Genomic DNA, 19,981 nt, shown 5'->3' on the forward strand with positions numbered 1-19,981 from the left:
CGGTGATAGTAGACGATTACATTAATAAAGTTAAGCCAGAAAAAGCGGCAGATGATTTTGATTAAGCGGTGGTGATCTCTTCAGCGACTCGTCAGATGAAGAGACCCCACTATTGCGTACTATTGATCGGGAAATGTCATGATATTTCCCGGCGCTTCACTTTGAATATGCAGGAAGTTCATATGGCGCTCATACTGGTCAAGAATGTTATTGATAATCTGTTCTTTGCTGTAGTCCATCAAATCATTCCCCTGCGTTCCTTCAAGCAAATAAGTTTCAAGGCGGTAATAGTGTGATTTCCCCGAGCGGGCACGGTAGGTGAATGCGGGCACAGAATAGCGTTGCGGCCAGATCTGGTAGACGAAGTTCTGTTCGTCACCCAAATCTACCAACAGTTCCAGATGATTTAGACGATTCAGGCGTTCATCTTCCTTCGGCGGCAGTTCGTTGAATTCGACTTTAACACCGCGCACGGCCAATTCCTGCGCCACTTCCTCCATCGCTGGACGGCAAATGGTATCCAATATTTTCGCGGTATAGGTGGTACCTGGGTAGTTCATTACCCGTGATAAACGTTGTTTCCAGTTTAGTACTTCATTACCTGAAATCAGTGTAGGAGCCGGTGTCTGTTGCGAACTGGCTTTACGGTAATCCTCAACTTTCAGCGATTTATACAAACCGACCATCACGAAGAAAATCACAAAACTGAACGGTAACCCCATAATGACAGTTGCGTTTTGCAAGGCCGTGACACCATCGGTCATCAACATTCCCAAAGTCAGTAACCCGATAGTGATCGACCAGAAGGTACGTAACCAGTTGGGGGAGTCGTTATTAATATCGGCCAAGCGAGAGGTGAAATTCCCCAACACCAGCGAGCCGGAATCCGCTGACGTGACATAAAATAGTAAGCCGGTGATTGTGGCAACCGAGGCACTCAAGGTGAAACCGGGGTACTGTGCCAACAGGCTATAGAAACCGCGTTCAGGAAACGCCATCACTTCATTAGCAAAAGCAATATTGCCATGCAGGATCTGGTACAAGGCGCTATTGCCGAAGATAGACAGCCAAAGCAAGGTGAAGACAAAGGGTATGATCAGCGTACCGACCACAAATTGGCGGATAGTGCGGCCACGGGAAATACGCGCCAGGAACAGACCAACAAAGGGTGACCAGGCAACCCACCATGCCCAGAAAAACAGTGTCCAGCTATTCATCCATTGGGTTGGGCGATCAAAAGCAAAACTATTGAGAGTCATGCCCAAAAAGCGATTGATATAATCCCCCACGTTAAGCACCAGCGCATTCAGCAGGAATTCCGTGTTCCCCCAAAACAGCAGGAATAGGATCAGGCCTAACGCCAGCAAAACATTCACTTCAGAGAGGATCCGAATGCCTTTGTTGACACCCGATGTCACCGATACTGCCGCCATCACCACCGACAACAAAATTAACCCAGCCTGAACCGCCAGACTTTCCGGGATGTGAAACAGGACATTGAGGCCGTAATTGAGCTGCACCACCCCAATCCCCAATGTGGTGGCAATCCCGAAAATCGTCCCGATAACGGCGGCGATATCCACACTGTGGCCGATTGGCCCGTCGATCCGCTTACCGAAGATAGGGTAAAGCGCGGAACGGATGGTCAACGGCAGGTTATAGCGATAGCTGAAGTAACCGAGTGCAATCCCCATCAATGCATACATCGACCAACCTGTCAGCCCGTAGTGGAACAGCGTCCAGACCATCGCCTGCCTCGCGGCTTCCAGAGTCTGGCCCTGGCCTTCAGGTGGCATCATATATTGCGTCACGGGTTCGGCTACCGAGAAGAACATCAGGTCAATTCCGATACCGGCGGCGAACAGCATCGCCGCCCAACTGACCAGGCTGAACTCGGGCTTTGACTGTTCGGGTCCAAGTTTGATTGAACCGTAGCGTGAGGTGGCAATATAAATAACAAAAACAATATACAGCGTGGCCGCCAGTAGATAGTACCAACCAAAAGTGGCAGAAACCCAGTTAAGGGTAATACCAATCCAGCGATTAGAGAGGTCAGTATAAAAAATAGTCATAAGACAGAACGCAAGGATCAGCCCTGCGGATGTAAAGAACACCACCGGATTTAACGTATCCTTTTGCGGTTTTGTGTCGATGTCTGAAGTCACCATCGTTTCCCCTGCATTTTTAAAAAAGTAAGGCTCATCACATTTGGTGGGTAAGCGCCCCTTAGCGCATATCAAGAGACTGCTCGCAGGCGATCCGCTGAGTGCACTTACCACCAATTTTTGGTGAGCTGACGTTATTGGTGAGCTAAAAATTACCTATCCGATACCAACGTGATTAACTTCTAACATCAACAAGTTACAACCAATTTTTATACAAAAATTTAACTTATCAGCAATAAAATATATTCATTTTTTATTGAACGTTCAATCAAAAAAAAGTTTAATAGTGTTTCGTAACGGGTAACTGGCTGCCAATAGGCAGCGTGAATAACAGTATTAATTGATTGAATTTAAAGGAGTCCAGACCCGTGCCAAAAGTAGGAATGCAGCCGATTCGACGGCAGCAATTGATCGAGGCAACAATGGCCGCGGTGAATGAAGTGGGAATGCATGAAGCGTCTATTGCGCAGATTGCAAAGCGTGCTGGCGTATCCAACGGCATTATCAGCCACTACTTCCGTGACAAAAATGGCCTGCTAGAAGCCACAATGAGATATCTGATAAGGCACCTTGGCGAGGCGGTGAAGCAGCACTTGGCTGCCCTGCCCGTCAACGATCCTCGCGCCCGTTTGCGGGCGATCGCCGAAGGCAACTTTGATGACAGCCAGATCAATAGCGCCGCGATGAAAACCTGGTTGGCATTTTGGGCGAGCAGTATGCACAGCCCGCAATTGTATCGGCTACAGCAGGTGAATAACCGCCGGCTCTATTCAAATTTATGTGCTGAGTTCAAACGTTGTTTACCACGTGAGCAAGCGCAGCTCGCCGCTAAAGGCATGGCGGGTTTGATTGATGGATTATGGCTACGCAGTGCATTGAGTGGCGAACACTTTAATCGTCAGGAAGCGCTGCTGATTATCCATAACTATATTGAGCAGAAATTGAACATCAAATGTAAGTGCTGAACAAAATTCGAACGCACTGAACGGTATTTAGCCGTACAGAAAAAGACAGGAGAGACCATGTCCCGCTACGGCTTGCAAAAACTTTATATCAACGGCGCTTACACCGACAGCGCCAGTGGTGAAACTTTCGATGCCGTGAACCCTGCGAATGGCGAATGCATTGCGCAACTCCAGGCCGCCAATGCACAGGATGTTGATAAGGCGGTAGCCGCAGCCAAACAAGGTCAGCCAGTGTGGGCAGCGATGACCGCGATGGAACGTTCACGCATCTTACGCCGGGCTGTGGATATCTTGCGCGATCGTAATGATGAACTGGCGGCAATTGAAACGGCAGACACCGGTAAACCTCTATCCGAAACCCGATCGGTAGACATCGTTACCGGTGCCGATGTGCTGGAATATTATGCTGGCCTCATTCCCGCTATTGAAGGGCAACAGATCCCACTACGTGACAGCGCATTTGTCTATACCCGCCGTGAGCCACTGGGCGTGGTTGCCGGTATTGGTGCCTGGAATTATCCCATTCAGATAGCCTTGTGGAAATCTGCACCGGCGCTGGCGGCGGGCAACGCCATGATCTTCAAACCAAGTGAAGTGACATCGCTGACCGCACTGAAATTGGCAGAAATCTATACCGAAGCGGGTTTACCGGCTGGCGTATTTAATGTATTGACCGGCAGTGGTGACCAGGTTGGGCAAATGCTGACAGAGCATCCGGGCATTGCAAAGGTCTCCTTCACTGGGGGGATTGCCAGCGGTAAAAAGGTGATGGCTAACGCCGCTGGATCGACTCTGAAAGATGTCACCATGGAGTTGGGCGGGAAATCCCCGCTGATCATTTTTGCTGATGCCGATCTCGATAAGGCCGCTGACATTGCGATGATGGCCAATTTCTACAGCTCAGGACAAGTCTGCACCAACGGCACGCGAGTTTTTGTCCCGCAGGCGTTACAGGCCGCGTTTGAGCAGAAAATCGTTGAACGGGTCAAGCGGATTCATATTGGTGACCCAAGCGATGAACGAGTCAACTTTGGCCCGCTGGTCAGCTTCCAGCACCGCGATTCAGTGATGCGTTACATTGACAGCGGTAAACGGGAAGGCGCAACCCTGCTGATCGGGGGATGCTGTCTGACCGAGGGCGCACTGGCACGCGGGGCCTATGTTGCCCCAACGGTATTCACCCACTGCCACGATGACATGCAAATTGTGCGTGAAGAGATCTTCGGCCCGGTGATGAGCATTCTTAGCTATCAAAGCGAAGAGGACGTTATTCGCCGAGCTAATGATACCGAGTACGGTTTGGCGGCGGGGGTCGTCACACAGGATTTAAACCGTGCCCATCGCGTGATTCATCAACTGCAAGCGGGTATTTGCTGGATCAATACTTGGGGTGAATCAGCACCTGAAATGCCTGTGGGCGGATATAAGCATTCTGGCATAGGCCGTGAAAACGGCATCAGTACGCTGGAACATTACACGCAAATCAAATCAATTCAGGTTGAGTTGGGCAGTTTCAATTCTGTTTTTTAATCCAACACCAGAGGGACATCCAATGGAATACGATTACATCATCATTGGTGCCGGTTCTGCAGGAAACGTGCTGGCAGCCCGTTTAACAGAAGATGCGGATGTCACCGTACTCTTGCTCGAAGCGGGTGGACCAGACTATCGGCTGGATTTTCGGACACAAATGCCTGCGGCGCTCGCCTTTCCACTTCAGGGTAAACGTTATAATTGGGCTTATGAAACCGATCCGGAGCCGCATATGAACAACCGCCGCATGGAGTGCGGACGCGGTAAAGGTTTGGGCGGTTCATCATTAATTAATGGCATGTGTTACATCCGTGGCAACGCCATGGATTTTGACCACTGGGCCAGTTTATCGGGTCTGAAGGACTGGAGTTATCTTGATTGCCTGCCGTACTTTCGCAAGGCAGAAACACGCGACATCGGCCCAAATGATTTCCACGGTGGTGAAGGCCCTGTCAACGTGACCACACCTAAAATCGGCAACAACCCGTTATTTCATGCGATGGTCGCTGCGGGTGTGCAGGCCGGTTATCCGCGTACTGATGACCTGAATGGCTATCAGCAGGAGGGTTTCGGCCCGATGGATCGTACCGTGACGCCGAAGGGGCGTCGTGCCAGTACTGCGCGCGGCTATCTTGATCAGGCGCGCCCACGTAATAACCTAACCATTATTACGCACGCCCTGACGGACCGGATCCTATTTGAAGGAAAGCGGGCCACTGGTGTCCGCTACCTCAAAGGTGATGCTGGCACCGGCCAAACCGCCTATGCTCGCCGTGAAGTTTTATTGTGTGGGGGTGCTATCGCGTCACCACAAATTTTACAGCGCTCGGGGATTGGCCCTGCGGAATTACTGCAACGCCTGGATATTCCGTTGGTGCAGGCGTTGCCCGGCGTCGGGGAGAATTTGCAAGATCACCTTGAGATGTATCTGCAATATAGCTGTAAACAGCCAGTGTCACTTTACCCTGCTCTGCTGTGGTTTAATCAGCCCAAAATCGGTATCGAATGGTTATTCAATGGTACGGGCGTGGGTGCCAGCAATCAATTCGAAGCCGGTGGGTTTATCCGCAGTCGTGATGCGTTTACCTGGCCGAATATTCAGTACCACTTCCTGCCCGTCGCCATTAATTACAATGGAAGCAACGCCGTGAAAGAACATGGTTTTCAGGCGCATGTTGGCTCGATGCGTTCACCAAGCCGTGGCCGCGTACAGGTAAAGTCGAAAGATCCGCGCCAGCACCCAAGTATCTTGTTCAACTACATGTCGAGCGAACAAGACTGGCATGAGTTCCGCGATGCTATCCGCATCACCCGCGAGATTATCGCGCAGCCTGCACTGGATCCATACCGTGGCCAAGAGATAAGCCCTGGGGCCAATGTTCAAAGCGATGACGAACTGGATGCCTTCATCCGCGAACATGCCGAGACGGCATATCACCCTTCGTGCTCATGTAAAATGGGTGACGACAAGATGGCGGTGGTTGATGGGCAAGGCCGTGTACACGGTGTGCAGGGGCTACGGGTGGTCGATGCATCTATCATGCCGCAAATCATTACCGGCAACCTCAATGCCACGACCATCATGATTGCAGAGAAAATAGCGGATCGTATTCGTGGCTGCCAACCACTGGCAAAAAGCAACGCCGCGTATTTTATCGCCGGAGATACCCCTGCCCGCACCTCCCCCGTAAGGCATTCATTACCCGTAACATCATATCCGTAAAGAAAATCACGAAATACGTAGAGGATCGTTAACCACATCGCTCGCCGATACAGACCGTTACTCGCCGCATCAAACGGCGACTTCTACATAAAAACGGTGATGACCACTGGCGACATAAAAACAAAAAGGACACCAGATTTTGGTGTCCTGAGGTTATTGGCAAAGTGCCCGCGACGGAGAGAACAGGCAGATCGTAAAGACGCCGTAAATACATCCATGTAGGCTCGAGCCGCGCCATCCTTGGCGCGGACGCTTTACTCCTCTGCCTATCCTCACCGTTCAAGATCACGTCATCGGGGTTTGTCAGCAGTCTGAGGACACCAGATTTTGGTGTCCTAGAGGTTGATGACAAAGCGATTTATAGCTCAGTGGGTGAAGGGTTGACCGCACCAAGGGGCACTTCGGCGACTCACGACCCCAACGGCACGTTTCCTCTTCATTTGACTTTGTCAGCAGTCTGAGGACACCCGGTTTTTATGCCTGGTGTCCTTTACTATCTCAAACCATGTCGGTGGGCAAACTTACCGCGCCATAGCGTTTAATCAACCCGCTTAGCGACGATTACCGAAGATCCGTAATAACATCAAGAACAGGTTAATGAAATCGAGATACAGAGTCAGTGCGCCCACAATGGAGTATTTACGGAATGAATCTTTATCATTGACATCCAACTGTGCGCCCAAGTTTTTCAGTTTCTGTGTGTCGTAGGCAGTCAGGCCCACAAACACGAGCACACCGATATAGGTCACAACCCACATCAACGCCGGGCTTTTCAGCCAGATGTTAACAAGGGATGCCAGAATGATACCGATCAGGCCCATAAACAACATGCTGCCCATACCGCTCAGATCACGTTTGGTGGTGTAACCATAGAAGCTCATAGCACCAAACATCCCGGCACAAATAACGAAAGTACTGGCGATAGACGCGCCCGTGTACATTATCAATATGCTGGAAAGGGTAAGGCCGGTCAGCGCGGAATACAGCATAAACAGTGATGTTGCTGCTGTTCCACTCAGGCGGTTAACCATACCGGAAATAACAAAAACCAAACCAAGCTGGGCAATAATCAAGCCAAAGAACAATATTTGGTTTGATTGCAAAGCAAAAATGATTGAAGGAGTGTTCGCGGCATACCAAGCGACAACTGCGGTTAATAACAAGCCACAGGTCATCCAACCGTATACCTGCGCCATATAGGCCTGAATGCCTGAGCCGGCACGTTCGACAATCGAACCATTAGAGCGTGGATAGCGGTCCATGGTAGTTACCTTTGTATTAAATAATAAATACAGGCTATCGACTGACAGCCCACCGTCCTTTTAAGGTACCATAGAAATAGCGGAAACAAAGGAGTAAAAATAGACATTTAGCCGTGATTTTTATGCTGTTCTGCGCATAGATTACCAGCGTTTAGCCGCAATATGGTCGCTGTCCCGTGATTCAACCCAGCGCTCACCCTCAACCGTGGCTTCCCGCTTCCAGAATGGTGCCCGTGTTTTCAGGTAGTCCATAATAAATTCTGCTGCTTCAAATGCCATACTGCGATGAGCACTGGTCACACCCACGAAGACAATTTCATCTCCGGGGAATAGTGACCCGACCCGATGGATGACCGATACCCGCTGCAATGACCAACGGCTGCGTGCTTCGGCAATAATTTCCGTCAGCGCTTTTTCTGTCATGCCGGGGTAGTGTTCCAGTGTTAGCGCACTGACACTGGCCCCCAGATTATGATTACGGACTTTGCCAGTGAATGTCACCACCGCGCCATCTTCATCGCACTGTGACAACCATGTGTATTCATCACCTACATTGAACGCTTCTGCGCCGACACGGATACGCGTATTTTCCATCATCAACCCCCGGTCACCGGCGGGAAAAACGCCACTTCATCACCTGCGGCCAGTGGATGCTGAGCACTCACTAACGATTGATTAACCGCTGTCAGTAATTTGCCCTCTTCAAGGGCTAACTGCCAGCGCTCACCCCGTTGGCACAGGGATTGACGTAGCGCTTCAACAGTTGGAAACTCGGCCGCTAACTGTAATTTATCCACCCCAACCAACTCACGTACCTGAGCAAAAAATAGAATCTGAATCATATATCCACCTTGAAATCACCTGATTTCCCACCACTCTTTGTCAGTAGGCGTACTGGGCCGATAATCATGTCTTTTTGTACCGCTTTGCACATATCGTAAATCGTCAGGGCCGCAACTGAGGCCGCAGTAAGGGCTTCCATTTCTACCCCGGTTTTACCGGTCAGGCGGCAGCAGGTTTCGATCCGCACCCGGTTATGCTCTGGCTGTGCTTGCAGTTTTACTTCCACTTTAGTCAGCAGTAACGGATGGCACAGCGGGATCAATTCCCACGTTTTTTTGGCTGCCTGAATACCGGCTATCCGAGCCGTCGCGAACACATCCCCCTTGTGATGGCGGCCATCGATAATCATCGCCAGTGTCGCGGCCTGCATTTCAACAAACGCTTCTGCACGTGCTTCGCGGACGGTTTCATTCTTTGCCGAGACATCGACCATGTGGGCTTCGCCTGCGGCGTTTATGTGTGTCAGTTGGGTCATCAATAAAATCCCTTCGTTCTTGACATTACAGGGGTGTTAGCGGCATTCACTTGCCCGAATCACTTACTGATGTAAGCTCATCGGCGCTCACTCATTTGCTGCCTACCTGTAATGCCAATAACTTTGGGCATTTCCCTTCGCTTGACATTACAGGGGGGTTAGCGGCATTCACTTGCCCGAATCACTTACTGATGTAAGCTCATCGGCGCTAATTCGCTCACATCAGCCGCCAATAAAGGATAAATTTTGCGTTATACCGCTGTTACCCTGATGTAAGAAATGAGTTTGTTTCTTCGTTTGCAATGCACTTTGAATCCGCGCTATCAGCTCATCTTGTTGATCATCACTGCCCAGCAGATCACGTAATGTAATCCCCTGCTCACCAAATAAGCACAAATGCAAATTACCGAGAGCAGAAACACGCAGACGGTTACAACTGGCACAAAAATCTTTTTCATACGGCATGATCAGCCCAATTTCACCTCGGTAATCCGGGTGGTGAAACACCTGCGCCGGGCCATCACTGCGCGCCCGATCTTGCTGCTGCCAGCCTTGTTCGAGTAATTGTTGGCGGATAACGCCACCAGAAACATGGTGTTTGCGGAACAGGTTACCGCCTTCGCCAGTTTCCATCAGTTCGATAAAACGCAGTTGAATGGGCCGAGGCTTGATCCAGTCAAGAAATGCACTCAGTTGGCGATCATTAACATCACGCATCAAAACAGCATTGACTTTGACTTTGTCAAAACCGGCATCAAATGCGGCATCTATGCCCTGCATGACTTGATAAAATTTATCCTGCCCGGTGATGGCATGAAATTGTCGCGGATCCAGACTATCGACGCTGACGTTAATCGCCGTCAGACCCGCATCACGCCATTGAGCCACATCACGGACCAAACGATAACCATTAGTTGTAACGGCCAAGGTACGGATAGCGGGATTTTGCCGGATAGTGGCAATAATATCAGTGAAATCACGCCGCATCGAAGGCTCTCCCCCCGTCAGGCGGATTTTTTCCGTACCCAACAAGGCAAAGACGCGGCTGACGCGGTTGATTTCGTCAAGGCTCAAAAAACTTTTGACGCCATCTGGGCGGTAGCCCTCTGGCAAGCAATATGTGCAACGAAAATTGCACACATCAGTGATCGATAGGCGCAAATAGTAGAATTTACGCGCAAATGCGTCAGTGAGTTGTACCATAACACCTTTCCAAATATGGGAGATGCAGGCATTTCTACCTTGCACCCTGGTGGCTTAAAGCCACGGCCAGAACATCATATTGCCAATACGAAAAAGACAACGTAGACGCTAAGGCTAGGAGTTTATGTTTAGTTGTAACTTATAAATTACGGCTAAATCATGGCGTTAAAAAATAAGGTGATAAACAACAACTAACCACTAAAAACCCTACTTTTCCTACAGATTCTAACGTTAAAATGGCAGGATAGCCAATCATAGTTTTTCGCTATATATTATTATATACAACGACTTATCCATTCAAAGTTATTGTTATTCAGCTTACTGAAATCCGGGATTGATGCCTTGTTTAAAATCACAAAAATTATGGCTTATATCGCGTTTCAATCACAAATCCGTTAACTTATGCGGCAATTTTATGATTAACGGTCCCCAAAGCCATTAACGTGGCAGTCAGGTTACAACTCGGGATAAAAACGGAATGCGTGATGAACGCCAGGCACTGAATATAAAAACAGGAGAAATATGCGAAATCGCACATTAGCGGATTTGGAACGGGTCGTTGCACTGGGCGGAGGCCATGGTTTGGGGCGAGTAATGTCGTCTCTCTCCTCCTTAGGCTCTCGCCTGACAGGCGTTGTTACCACCACCGATAATGGCGGTTCAACTGGACGGATACGTCGCTCAGAGGGGGGGATTGCCTGGGGAGATACCCGTAATTGCCTTAATCAGTTGATTACCGAGCCGAGTGTCGCCTCCGCGATGTTTGAATACCGTTTTACCGGTAATGGTGAGCTGGCAGGGCATAATTTGGGTAACTTAATGCTGAAGGCGTTAGATCACCTAAGCATTCGCCCCATTGAAGCGATCAATTTGGTGCGTAGCTTGCTGAAAGTGGATGCCTTGTTGATCCCGATGTCCGAGCAACCGGTAGATTTGATGGCTATTGACCATGAGGGGCACCCGATTTACGGCGAAGTGAATATTGATCAACTGGCGCAGATGCCACAAGAAATGTTGCTATCACCCCATGTGCACGCCACCCGAGAAGCCGTCGAAGCCGTTAATCAGGCGGATGTTATTTTGATTGGCCCCGGCAGTTTTCTAACCAGTCTAATGCCATTACTGCTGCTGGATGATTTAACTCAGGCATTGCGCCGCAGCTCTGCCAGCATGATTTACATTGGGAATCTGGGCCGCGAATTAAGCCCCGCCGCCGCTGCGCTGTCATTACAAGACAAACTGACCATCATGGAAAGCAAGATTGGCCGTAAAATCATTGATGCAGTTATTGTCAGCCCGACAATCGATATCAGTGGCGTAAAAGACCGAATTATTGTCCAGCAACCACTGGAAGCAAAAGATATTCCTCACCGCCATGACCGCGAGTTATTGCGTCAGGCGTTGGAGAATACCTTGCAACAGTTGGGTGGTACAGGCTCGGCGTAAGTTGCCGATGCCCCACAATATGTTTGCCGCTCATCATCCGCAGCGCCACTAAACCGCAAGGCAGGCGGCTCAAAACTGGTCTTTCAACCACTCCGCTTTGTCGCTCATCTCAATATAGAGCGCTTCCACTTTTTGCCTTGCCCACGGGGTACGGCGCAGAAACTTTAAGCTGGATTTAATGCTGGGGTCACTGATAAAACAGTTAATCTGAATACGATCAGCAAGCCCATCCCAGCCATAGTTTTCAACCAATTTTGTCAACAATTGCTCTAGGGTAATTCCGTGCAGCGGATCTTTAGATAAATGCTCGCTCATCGTTTTTCTCTTGTGTTATGAGATAAATATCTCATGGCCTGACAACGGCACACTGACAGATAATTATCTGTATCGTCATAATTTTAGCGGCACACCTTACTGAGAATTGATGAGGGCGACAAGTATTTCTGGATACCCCCGTCATACTCCAAGTGGGATATGGCGCTAGTGGCCGACGGTCTGGCCCTCGGCTTTAAGGTATCGGAGATAAACTTAAGATACCGCAATAAACTGTTGCCGCAGTTGATGAACCTGATCACGTAATTCAGCCGCCTGCTCAAACTCCAGATTTTGCGCATATGTATACATTTTCGCTTCCAGTTCACGAATTTTCTGATCAAGTGCTTTCGGCGACAAAGATTGATATTGGGTGGTATCGGCCATTTTGTTACCGCCGCGCCCTTTTCCTTTGCCGCGCATCGAGGGCTGCCCCAATTGCAGGATATCGCCAATCTTTTTGTTTAGCCCCTGAGGAATAATCCCGCGTTCTTCATTATACGCCTGCTGTTTAGCTCGCCGCCGTTCCGTTTCACCAATGGCTTTTTCCATTGAGGCGGTAATTCTATCGCCGTATAAAATCGCCTTGCCGTTGAGGTTACGGGCAGCACGACCAATGGTCTGAATCAAGGAGCGTTCAGAACGCAAGAAGCCCTCTTTATCTGCATCAAGAATGGCAACCAATGAGACCTCTGGCATATCCAACCCTTCCCGCAGCAAGTTGATACCCACCAGCACGTCAAATTCACCCAAGCGTAAATCGCGAATAATCTCCACCCGCTCCACAGTATCGATATCTGAATGCAGATAGCGTACTTTGGCACCATGCTCGCTGAGATAATCTGTCAAGTCCTCAGCCATCCGTTTCGTTAGCGTGGTCACCAGTACCCGCTCGTTAATCGCAGCACGGATACGGATCTCTGACAGCAAGTCATCTACTTGCGTCGCCACCGGACGGACCTCGATCAGCGGATCGAGTAGGCCCGTTGGCCGCACCACTTGCTCAATAATATCACCGCCAGATTTCTCCAGCTCGTATTTGCCCGGAGTGGCCGAAACATAGATCGTTTGTGGTGCCAATGCTTCAAACTCTTCAAAGCGCATTGGCCGGTTATCCAGTGCCGATGGCAAGCGGAAACCGTACTCCACCAGCGTTTCTTTACGTGAGCGGTCGCCTTTGTACATGCCACCAATTTGCGGAATAGTGACGTGGGACTCATCGACAATCAACAGACCATCAGCCGGTAAATAGTCAAATAATGTGGGCGGCGCTTCACCCGGCCCACGGCCAGAGAGATAGCGAGAATAGTTTTCGATACCCGAGCAATAGCCCAGCTCATTCATCATTTCAAGATCAAACTGAGTACGTTGGGAGATACGTTGCTCTTCCAACAATTTGTTGTTGGCTAACAGCACCTGACGCCGCTCCGCCAGCTCGACTTTTATCTCTTCCATTGCCTGTAGAATGCGTTCCCGTGGGGTGACGTAATGTGTTTTAGGATAAACAGTAAAGCGAGGGACTTCATGCTGTAGCTGACCCGTGAGTGGATCGAAGATGGATAATCGCTCGACTTCCTCATCAAATAATTCTACCCGCAGCGCCCACTCATCAGATTCTGCCGGGAAGATGTCGATCACTTCCCCCCTAACCCGAAAAGTACCGCGTTGAAATACCTGATCGTTGCGGCTGTACTGCAATTCTGACAGGCGACGTAAAATGGAACGTTGATCAATGATCATGCCACGGGTTAGATGCAACATCATTTTCAGATACAGATCTGGATCGCCCAAACCATAAATGGCCGAAACCGACGCCACTACCACCACATCTCGCCGCTCTAACAAGGCCTTGGTGGCTGATAGCCGCATCTGCTCGATATGTTCATTGACCGACGCATCCTTCTCGATAAAAGTATCGGAACTGGGCACGTAAGCTTCAGGTTGATAATAATCGTAGTAGGAGACAAAGTACTCTACCGCGTTATCCGGGAAGAACTCTTTCATCTCGCCGTAAAGTTGTGCTGCCAGTGTTTTGTTCGGGGCCAGGATCATGGTTGGCCGGTTCAGATCGGCGATAACATTAGCAACCGTAAAGGTTTTGCCCGATCCCGTTACCCCTAGCAAGGTCTGGTGTGCCAGGCCATTCTCCAGCCCCTCCTCCAATTTACGGATAGCCTCAGGCTGATCGCCAGCTGGCTTAAACACAGAATGCAGTTTGAATGATTTGCTCATGAATTCGCTACCCGCGGGAGAAACACACTGTCAGGGGGCTAATTATGAAAGCCCCCGAGATTTTTGCCAACCTTATGATACTGGATATAAAACCAGCTTCAAACACCCAATGACAGGAATTTTCGTATCGACGCAGCGGTTGTCCCTTTACAGTGACAACTTGGTAACATTTACACCGTAAAAATTTTTATCCCCAAATGTTACTGCGATCAAGATATCCCCAAATAATTGATTAAACATTACTCATCATTTTTTCGAATGTATATTAGGCGCTTGATTTTATATAACACATTGAAATTAAACAAATTTAATAAAAAGGAGAGAATCCAGACAACAGGAGCCGAAGCCGCGCTGGCTCTCGCCTCTCTTTAGTTTTGTATTGTTAATGCACAAGGTTATCCACAGGAATAGTGGATAACTCAATCAACCCCACAGAGGCTGGGAGCTGGCGAAAAACAAAACTTCGCGATGAAATGGAGATGGACGGCCTTTTTTAGTGTTTTTTTGACGTTTTTATTTCAACGCATATTTCAATTAGTGCTAACTACACTGCTTGCTAATGTTATAACTAGCATTTATTCGCATTATCACCTTATCCAAGACCAAAGAGCGGTTTTTTTCTGCACCAGAACGTGCACCATGGCACTATTTAAGTGCAATATCCCCCAACAGCTTACCCTTCCCTAATCAAAACTTTATTATTATTCCTCTGCTTAGCCAAAAAAACATTTACAGGCCATTAACATACAGATTTTATTTCTGTGTTCGACAATTTGGTCCAAGAGTTGCTTGATCTCTGTAGATTATCTGAAGAATAGATGAATTAACTGAAAACAATTCAGTAAGCCAATTGGCTAGATAGAGTCTACTATTGAAGGCATTAGTGGTAAAAATAGCGCTTTGGTATCATTTAATGCTACTAAAGGGTTATTTAATCGCTATTTACACACGTAACCACGCGTAATAAGTGTGGCGTTTTATGCTCTATTACCGCGACCAAGTATGCAGATTTGCTGGTTAACTCTCACTAGCCGTTACAGAACACCGGGTCACCTGTGAACCACTGAGATCGACTAAGGAGACGCACTGATGCTAAGTTTAACCGCTGTAAATCAATATTATGGGAATAATCATATTCTCTGGGATATCAATCTGGAGCTTCCCCGTGGCCAGTGCACGTGCCTGATAGGCCGCAATGGTGTGGGGAAAACCACGTTGATTAATTGCATTATGGGACATTTACCCATTAAAAGCGGCACCATGATCTGGCAACCTCACCATGAACCCCCGCAAAATTTGCAACAGCAGCCTGTCGAAAGACGCAATGCATTAGGCATTGGTTATGTCCCACAGGGTCAGCAAATTTTCTCCCAACTGAGTGTCGAGGATAATCTACTGGTCGCCGTGCTGGCAGGCCGCCATAAGTCCCACCCTATTCCGGGCTGGGTTTTTGATCTCTTTCCATTGCTGCACGATAAACGCAGCCAGCGTGGTGGTGAACTAACCCGAAATCAACAGCAACAGTTAGCCATTGCCAGAGCCTTGGTCGCAGAGCCAGAACTGCTTATTCTTGATGAGCCGGGAAGCAATACCTCACCGGCGCTGAGTGAAGATATCGGCACTGTTCTGCATCAACTGAGTCGTAATTTGGGTATGACCTTATTATTGGTCGAGCACCGCTTGCCATTTATTCAGCATATTGCTGATCGCTTTTGCCTGATGGCGGGTGGCCGAAATGTCGCTCAGGGGACATTAGACCAATTGAATGAAGGCCTGATTAGCGAACATTTAGCCCGTTGATCAAACTCAGGGCCGCGGCGCATTCGGGTAGATTAACTTCACAAGGTTAATCGCCCCTAATTGCAGGCCGCATCACACGTTTGTAGTATTAATGAGGTTATTGACAAAGTACCCGCGACGGAGAGAACAGGCAGATCGTAAAGACGCCGTAAATACATCCATGTAGGCTCGAGCCGCGCCATCCTTGGCGCGGACTCTTTACTCCTCTGCCTATCCTCACCGTTCAAGATCAAGTCATCGGGGTTTGTCAGCAGTCTGTAATATTTGTAGTATTAATATTTGTAGCGCCCATATTTGTAGTATCCATCTCTGCTACACGTAATACCGTCAAATCCAGATAGCGCCCAAGATCACGGCGTGTCATCACGGGATTTTCTTCTATATCAGAAAGATAGGGGATAACCCCTAATAATGGCGCTGTTATCATCCGTATCAATGTGGCCTGATATTCAGCCTGCCGTTTCCCTGCGGGTGTCACTTCATTAGCAACCCAACCAACCAGTGTCAGCCCGGCGTGCTGAATCGCCTGTGCCGTGAGCAATGCATGGTTGATACACCCCAGTTTCACCCCAACCACCATAATGACCGGCAATTGTTCCTGCTGTACCCAATCGGCAAATGTGGCCTGCGGAGAAAGCGGGGTAAACCAGCCGCCAGCCCCTTCTATCAATATCCAGTCAGCGGATGATTCCAGTTGACGTAGACCCTGTGACAAAGCCGTTAAAGGGATCTCCCGCCCTTCACTTTCACAGGCAATATGCGGCGATGTCGCTTCCAAAAAAGTGAACGGATTCACTTGTGAGTAACAGAGCCTCTGGCTGCTATTAGCCTGCAACGCCAAGGCATCACTATTGCGCAATCCGTCAGCGGTCATCTGGCTACCGGATGCCACCGGTTTATAGCCAGCAGTACGGTACCCCTGAGTAGCGGCCGCTTGCAGTAATGCACAACTGGCGACGGTTTTACCGACATCAGTATCGGTACCGGTGATAAACCAACGTTTAGTCACGATAAATAACCCCATAAACCATATGATAACTCAGTGGATAACCGCCAGATTGCATGACATAGACCCGTTGTAGCGCTGCAAGACGCTGACGCCCCTGTAATCCAGCCTGACGCCCATGATGCAAATGCGTGGCACCAATGCCTTGTAACGAGCGCATAAGGGCTATCACGTTAGGAAACCGTGGCTGATATAACGCGGTTGTCAGGTGATGACGATAATATCGGCAGGCTGCCTGGATATGTTGCAGTGGTAGAAAATCATTTACATGGCGCTGACCATCCACTTGTTGCCACGCCTGCCCTAATTCATCAAGGGAGCCTTCTGCCAAGGTAGAAAATAGGATGATCCCACCGGGGCGCGTCACTCGGTAGAATTCACTCAACGCCGCCCCCAGATCTGAACACCATTGCACCGCCAAATTGCTAAAGCAGATATCCACCGACTGGTCGGGCAGTGGAATACGTTCAATATCTCCTAGCAGATAGTCGTCAGCGACCTGCTGTTGGCGCGCATGATCCAACATACCTGCCGCCAGATCCAAGGCAATGACCCGCTTCCCCAACAAGCGCCAATGCTGGCTGAAATAACCCGTGCCACAACCGGCATCCAACACCACAAGGCCCCCGTGCTGGTGGCCCAGATTTACTAACTGATGACCTGTTTCTCGCTGTAAATCAGCCGCACCGTCGTAGCTCTCGGCGGCCCGGCTGAATGCGGCTGCAATCGCCTGTTTATCAACGTTCAGTGGCGGTAAACACCCAACGCTCCGTTGAGCGTGCTCAGTGACAGAGGCCATAAAGCACCTCCAATAGCCTATCGATATCCTCGGGTTGATGAGCCGCACTGAGGGTTATGCGCAATCTGGCGCTTCCCGGTGGCACCGTAGGGGGGCGGATTGCCGTCACCCATAAACCAGCAGCACGCAGTTGCTCTGCCCAGACCAGGCTTTGCTGATTATCACCTACCAACAGCGGTTGGATCGCCGTTTTTGACGCCCCCAGTTGCAGCGGCAAATGCGCAGCAGCGGTACGGAATTGGCGGATACGCCGCTGAAGTTGTTGGCGTAATGCATCACCTTGTTGCACTTGGAGCAAGGCGGCTTGTAGAGCACAGGCTTGCGCGGGGGGCATAGCGGTGCTGTAAATCAGGTGACGGGCATACTGCAACAAGTATTCAGCAACCGGTTCTTGACACAAGACCGCCGCACCACTTAAGCCGAACGCCTTGCCAAACGTGACAACTAACAGCTCAGGTTGAACCCCTTGTAACCAGCAACTGCCCCGCCCCCCTTCACCATGAACCCCAATACCGTGCGCATCATCCACCAGTAACCAGCCGCCCGCTGCCGACGTCTGTTGGTGCAACGCCGCCAATGGCGCGCTATCGCCATCCATACTAAATACGCCTTCGGTGACCACCAGCGTCTGCCCCTGGCAAGGCTTGATCAGCAGATTTTGCAGCGCTTCGGGCTGATTATGCTGAAAACGCCGCAACTGCGCGGGTGAGTGCGTGGCGGCTTCCAATAGTGAGGCATGGCTGAGTTTATCCGCCAATATCCGGTCATCAGCATCGGTCAGAGCCGCCAGCACTGCCTGATTAGCGGCATAACCGGAGATAAATAGCAGTGCGCGCGGGTAGCCCAACCAATCAGCTAACTGCTGCTCCAACCGGGCATGAGGTTGGCTATAACCGGTCACATGACCAGAACCGCCACTCCCTACCCCATAGCGCCGTGCGCCTTGCTGCCATGCGGCAATGATCTCGTCATTCTGGCTTAACCCTAGATAGTCGTTACTGGAGAAGTTGAGATATTGCCGCTCGCCTGACTGTAGCCAACGCCCATTGGCCCACTCGTTGACCTGGCGAGTACGGTAAGCCGCCGCATCACGTCGCCGTTGCAAGCCTTGCGCTATTTTATCTTGCCAGCTCATTAGACCGCCGCATTATAAAACTGGGCGGTATCCCCATGCAGTAGCTGCTCGGTCAAGACCTGTTGTTGTTCACGATCACCGTGTGATGTTGCCGTCTGCTGCGGGTTTAGCCCCAATTTACGGAACAATTGCAGATCGTTATCTTCATCGGGGTTCGGTGTGGTCAGTAATTTGCAGCCGTAGAAAATAGAGTTGGCTCCAGCCATAAAGCACATGGCCTGAGTTTGTTCGTTCATTTGCTCACGCCCGGCAGACAGACGGACATAGGAAGACGGCATCATGATCCGCGCTACTGCAATGGTGCGGATAAACTCAAAGGCATCCACCTCTTCGTTATTTTCCAGCGGGGTGCCTTTCACTTTTACCAACATATTGATGGGCACGCTTTCAGGTGGCTTAGGCAAGTTCGCCAGTTGCACCAACAGCCCAGCGCGATCGCGTACCGTTTCCCCCAGCCCGACGATGCCACCAGAACACACTTTGATCCCAGCGTCACGCACCTCGTTTAACGTATCCAAACGTTCCTGATAGCTGCGGGTCGTAATAATGCTGCCGTAAAACTCCGGAGAGGTATCCAGATTGTGGTTGTAATAATCCAGCCCGGCATCCGCCAGCCGATGAGCTTGCTGTTTACTCAGCGAACCCAATGTCATACAGGTTTCCATCCCTATTGCCTTGACGCCTTCAACCATTTTCTCCAGATAAGGCATATCCCTCTCGTGGGGATTTTTCCAGGCCGCCCCCATACAGAAGCGGGTCGAACCTGCGGCTTTGGCTTTCTTGGCAGATTCCAGTACCTGCTCAACCTGCATTAAGCGTTCGCTTTCCAGACCGGTTTTATAGCGAGAGCTTTGCGGGCAATATTTGCAATCTTCCGGACAGGCTCCGGTTTTAATCGACAACAACGTACTGACTTGTACCTGACGCGGATCAAAATGCTGGCGGTGAACTTGCTGTGCTTCAAACAATAATTCCAACAGCGGTTTATCAAACAGGGCCTGGGCTTGCCCTACTGTCCAGTGATGATAAGTTGCCATAATGGCCTCTCAAAAGAAGAGAAAAAGTTTCGTCAGTGTAAATAA

General features: G+C 49.8%; 18 protein-coding genes, 1 pseudogene and 1 riboswitch. Of the genes and pseudogenes, 5 read left to right on the plus strand and 14 right to left on the minus strand.

Annotated features, from left to right (window positions below; all coding sequences use genetic code 11):
• Positions 1–119: 119 nt before the first annotated feature.
• Complete coding sequence (locus tag AC971_RS01380) at positions 120–2,168, minus strand: choline transporter (protein WP_025383109.1); 2,049 nt, start codon at positions 2,166–2,168, stop codon at positions 120–122.
• 365 nt (positions 2,169–2,533) lie between these two features.
• Between AC971_RS01380 and betI the strand changes: the two genes are divergently transcribed.
• The 3 genes from betI to betA are packed head-to-tail and all read left to right on the plus strand — an operon-like array spanning position 2,534 to position 6,386.
• Complete coding sequence (gene betI / locus AC971_RS01385) at positions 2,534–3,130, plus strand: transcriptional regulator BetI (protein ID WP_025383108.1); 597 nt, start codon at positions 2,534–2,536, stop codon at positions 3,128–3,130.
• Positions 3,131–3,187: 57 nt separating this feature from the next.
• A complete protein-coding gene (betB, locus tag AC971_RS01390; RefSeq protein WP_025383107.1) occupies positions 3,188–4,660 on the plus strand; it encodes a betaine-aldehyde dehydrogenase in 1,473 nt (490 codons plus the stop codon).
• A gap of 22 nt (positions 4,661–4,682) precedes the next feature.
• Positions 4,683–6,386, plus strand: coding sequence for a choline dehydrogenase (gene betA, locus AC971_RS01395; protein ID WP_025383106.1), 1,704 nt, complete (start codon positions 4,683–4,685; stop codon positions 6,384–6,386).
• An 83-nt stretch (positions 6,387–6,469) separates the two neighbouring features.
• On the opposite strand, the gene AC971_RS25555 is transcribed toward betA, so the two are convergent.
• The 6 genes from AC971_RS25555 to moaA form a co-directional block, all read right to left on the minus strand.
• Complete coding sequence (locus AC971_RS25555) at positions 6,470–6,604, minus strand: gluconate 5-dehydrogenase (RefSeq protein ID WP_071825488.1); 135 nt, start codon at positions 6,602–6,604, stop codon at positions 6,470–6,472.
• A 333-nt stretch (positions 6,605–6,937) separates the two neighbouring features.
• The gene (locus AC971_RS01400; RefSeq protein ID WP_002210775.1) at positions 6,938–7,648 is read right to left on the minus strand and encodes a Bax inhibitor-1/YccA family protein; all 711 of its coding nucleotides are present in this window, start codon (positions 7,646–7,648) and stop codon (positions 6,938–6,940) included.
• Positions 7,649–7,789: 141 nt separating this feature from the next.
• Entirely contained in the window at positions 7,790–8,242 is a 453-nt protein-coding gene (moaE, locus tag AC971_RS01405; RefSeq protein WP_025383105.1) for a molybdopterin synthase catalytic subunit MoaE, read from the minus strand.
• A gap of 2 nt (positions 8,243–8,244) precedes the next feature.
• Positions 8,245–8,490 carry a molybdopterin synthase sulfur carrier subunit gene (gene moaD / locus AC971_RS01410; protein WP_002210773.1) on the minus strand — a complete coding sequence of 82 codons (246 nt, stop codon included), beginning with the start codon at positions 8,488–8,490 and terminating at the stop codon, positions 8,245–8,247.
• Entirely contained in the window at positions 8,487–8,966 is a 480-nt protein-coding gene (gene moaC / locus AC971_RS01415) for a cyclic pyranopterin monophosphate synthase MoaC (protein WP_025383104.1), read from the minus strand. The genes moaD and moaC overlap by 4 nt, the downstream gene beginning before the upstream one ends.
• Positions 8,967–9,188: 222 nt before the next feature.
• Positions 9,189–10,169 (minus strand): GTP 3',8-cyclase MoaA, encoded by a 981-nt coding sequence (moaA, locus tag AC971_RS01420; protein WP_025383103.1) that lies wholly within the window; start codon positions 10,167–10,169, stop codon positions 9,189–9,191.
• A riboswitch (molybdenum cofactor riboswitch) is annotated at positions 10,156–10,302 on the minus strand. (Overlaps the previous gene by 14 nt.)
• A 389-nt stretch (positions 10,303–10,691) precedes the next feature.
• Here moaA and yvcK point away from each other — a divergent pair.
• Positions 10,692–11,615 carry a uridine diphosphate-N-acetylglucosamine-binding protein YvcK gene (gene yvcK / locus AC971_RS01425; protein ID WP_025383102.1) on the plus strand — a complete coding sequence of 308 codons (924 nt, stop codon included), beginning with the start codon at positions 10,692–10,694 and terminating at the stop codon, positions 11,613–11,615.
• 69 nt (positions 11,616–11,684) lie between these two features.
• On the opposite strand, the gene AC971_RS01430 is transcribed toward yvcK, so the two are convergent.
• Both AC971_RS01430 and uvrB read right to left on the minus strand, forming a co-directional pair.
• Positions 11,685–11,930 carry a VF530 family protein gene (locus AC971_RS01430; protein ID WP_025383101.1) on the minus strand — a complete coding sequence of 82 codons (246 nt, stop codon included), beginning with the start codon at positions 11,928–11,930 and terminating at the stop codon, positions 11,685–11,687.
• A 213-nt stretch (positions 11,931–12,143) separates the two neighbouring features.
• On the minus strand, positions 12,144–14,159 hold the full coding sequence (gene uvrB, locus AC971_RS01435; RefSeq protein WP_025383100.1) for an excinuclease ABC subunit UvrB: 2,016 nt from the start codon (positions 14,157–14,159) through the stop codon (positions 12,144–12,146).
• A gap of 1,089 nt (positions 14,160–15,248) precedes the next feature.
• Here uvrB and AC971_RS01440 point away from each other — a divergent pair.
• Complete coding sequence (locus AC971_RS01440) at positions 15,249–15,959, plus strand: branched-chain amino acid ABC transporter ATP-binding protein (protein ID WP_025383099.1); 711 nt, start codon at positions 15,249–15,251, stop codon at positions 15,957–15,959.
• A 93-nt stretch (positions 15,960–16,052) separates the two neighbouring features.
• Here the strand turns inward: AC971_RS01440 and AC971_RS24960 are convergent.
• The 5 genes and pseudogenes from AC971_RS24960 to bioB all read right to left on the minus strand — a co-directional run.
• Positions 16,053–16,121, minus strand: a pseudogene (locus AC971_RS24960) (gluconate 5-dehydrogenase); the annotation flags it as partial.
• Positions 16,122–16,206: 85 nt separating this feature from the next.
• On the minus strand, positions 16,207–16,968 hold the full coding sequence (bioD, locus tag AC971_RS01445; protein WP_025383098.1) for a dethiobiotin synthase: 762 nt from the start codon (positions 16,966–16,968) through the stop codon (positions 16,207–16,209).
• Positions 16,961–17,764, minus strand: a complete 804-nt coding sequence (gene bioC / locus AC971_RS01450; RefSeq protein ID WP_025383097.1) for a malonyl-ACP O-methyltransferase BioC — start codon at positions 17,762–17,764, stop codon at positions 16,961–16,963. Before bioC ends, bioD begins: the two co-directional genes overlap by 8 nt.
• Positions 17,748–18,899: an 8-amino-7-oxononanoate synthase gene (gene bioF, locus AC971_RS01455; protein ID WP_048677211.1), complete on the minus strand. Its 1,152-nt coding sequence runs from the start codon at positions 18,897–18,899 to the stop codon at positions 17,748–17,750. Before bioF ends, bioC begins: the two co-directional genes overlap by 17 nt.
• Complete coding sequence (gene bioB, locus AC971_RS01460; RefSeq protein WP_025383096.1) at positions 18,899–19,936, minus strand: biotin synthase BioB; 1,038 nt, start codon at positions 19,934–19,936, stop codon at positions 18,899–18,901. Before bioB ends, bioF begins: the two co-directional genes overlap by 1 nt.
• Between the last annotated feature and the right edge of the window lie 45 nt (positions 19,937–19,981).

Source organism: Yersinia similis (assembly GCF_001053095.1).
GTDB classification, from domain to species: domain Bacteria; phylum Pseudomonadota; class Gammaproteobacteria; order Enterobacterales; family Enterobacteriaceae; genus Yersinia; species Yersinia similis.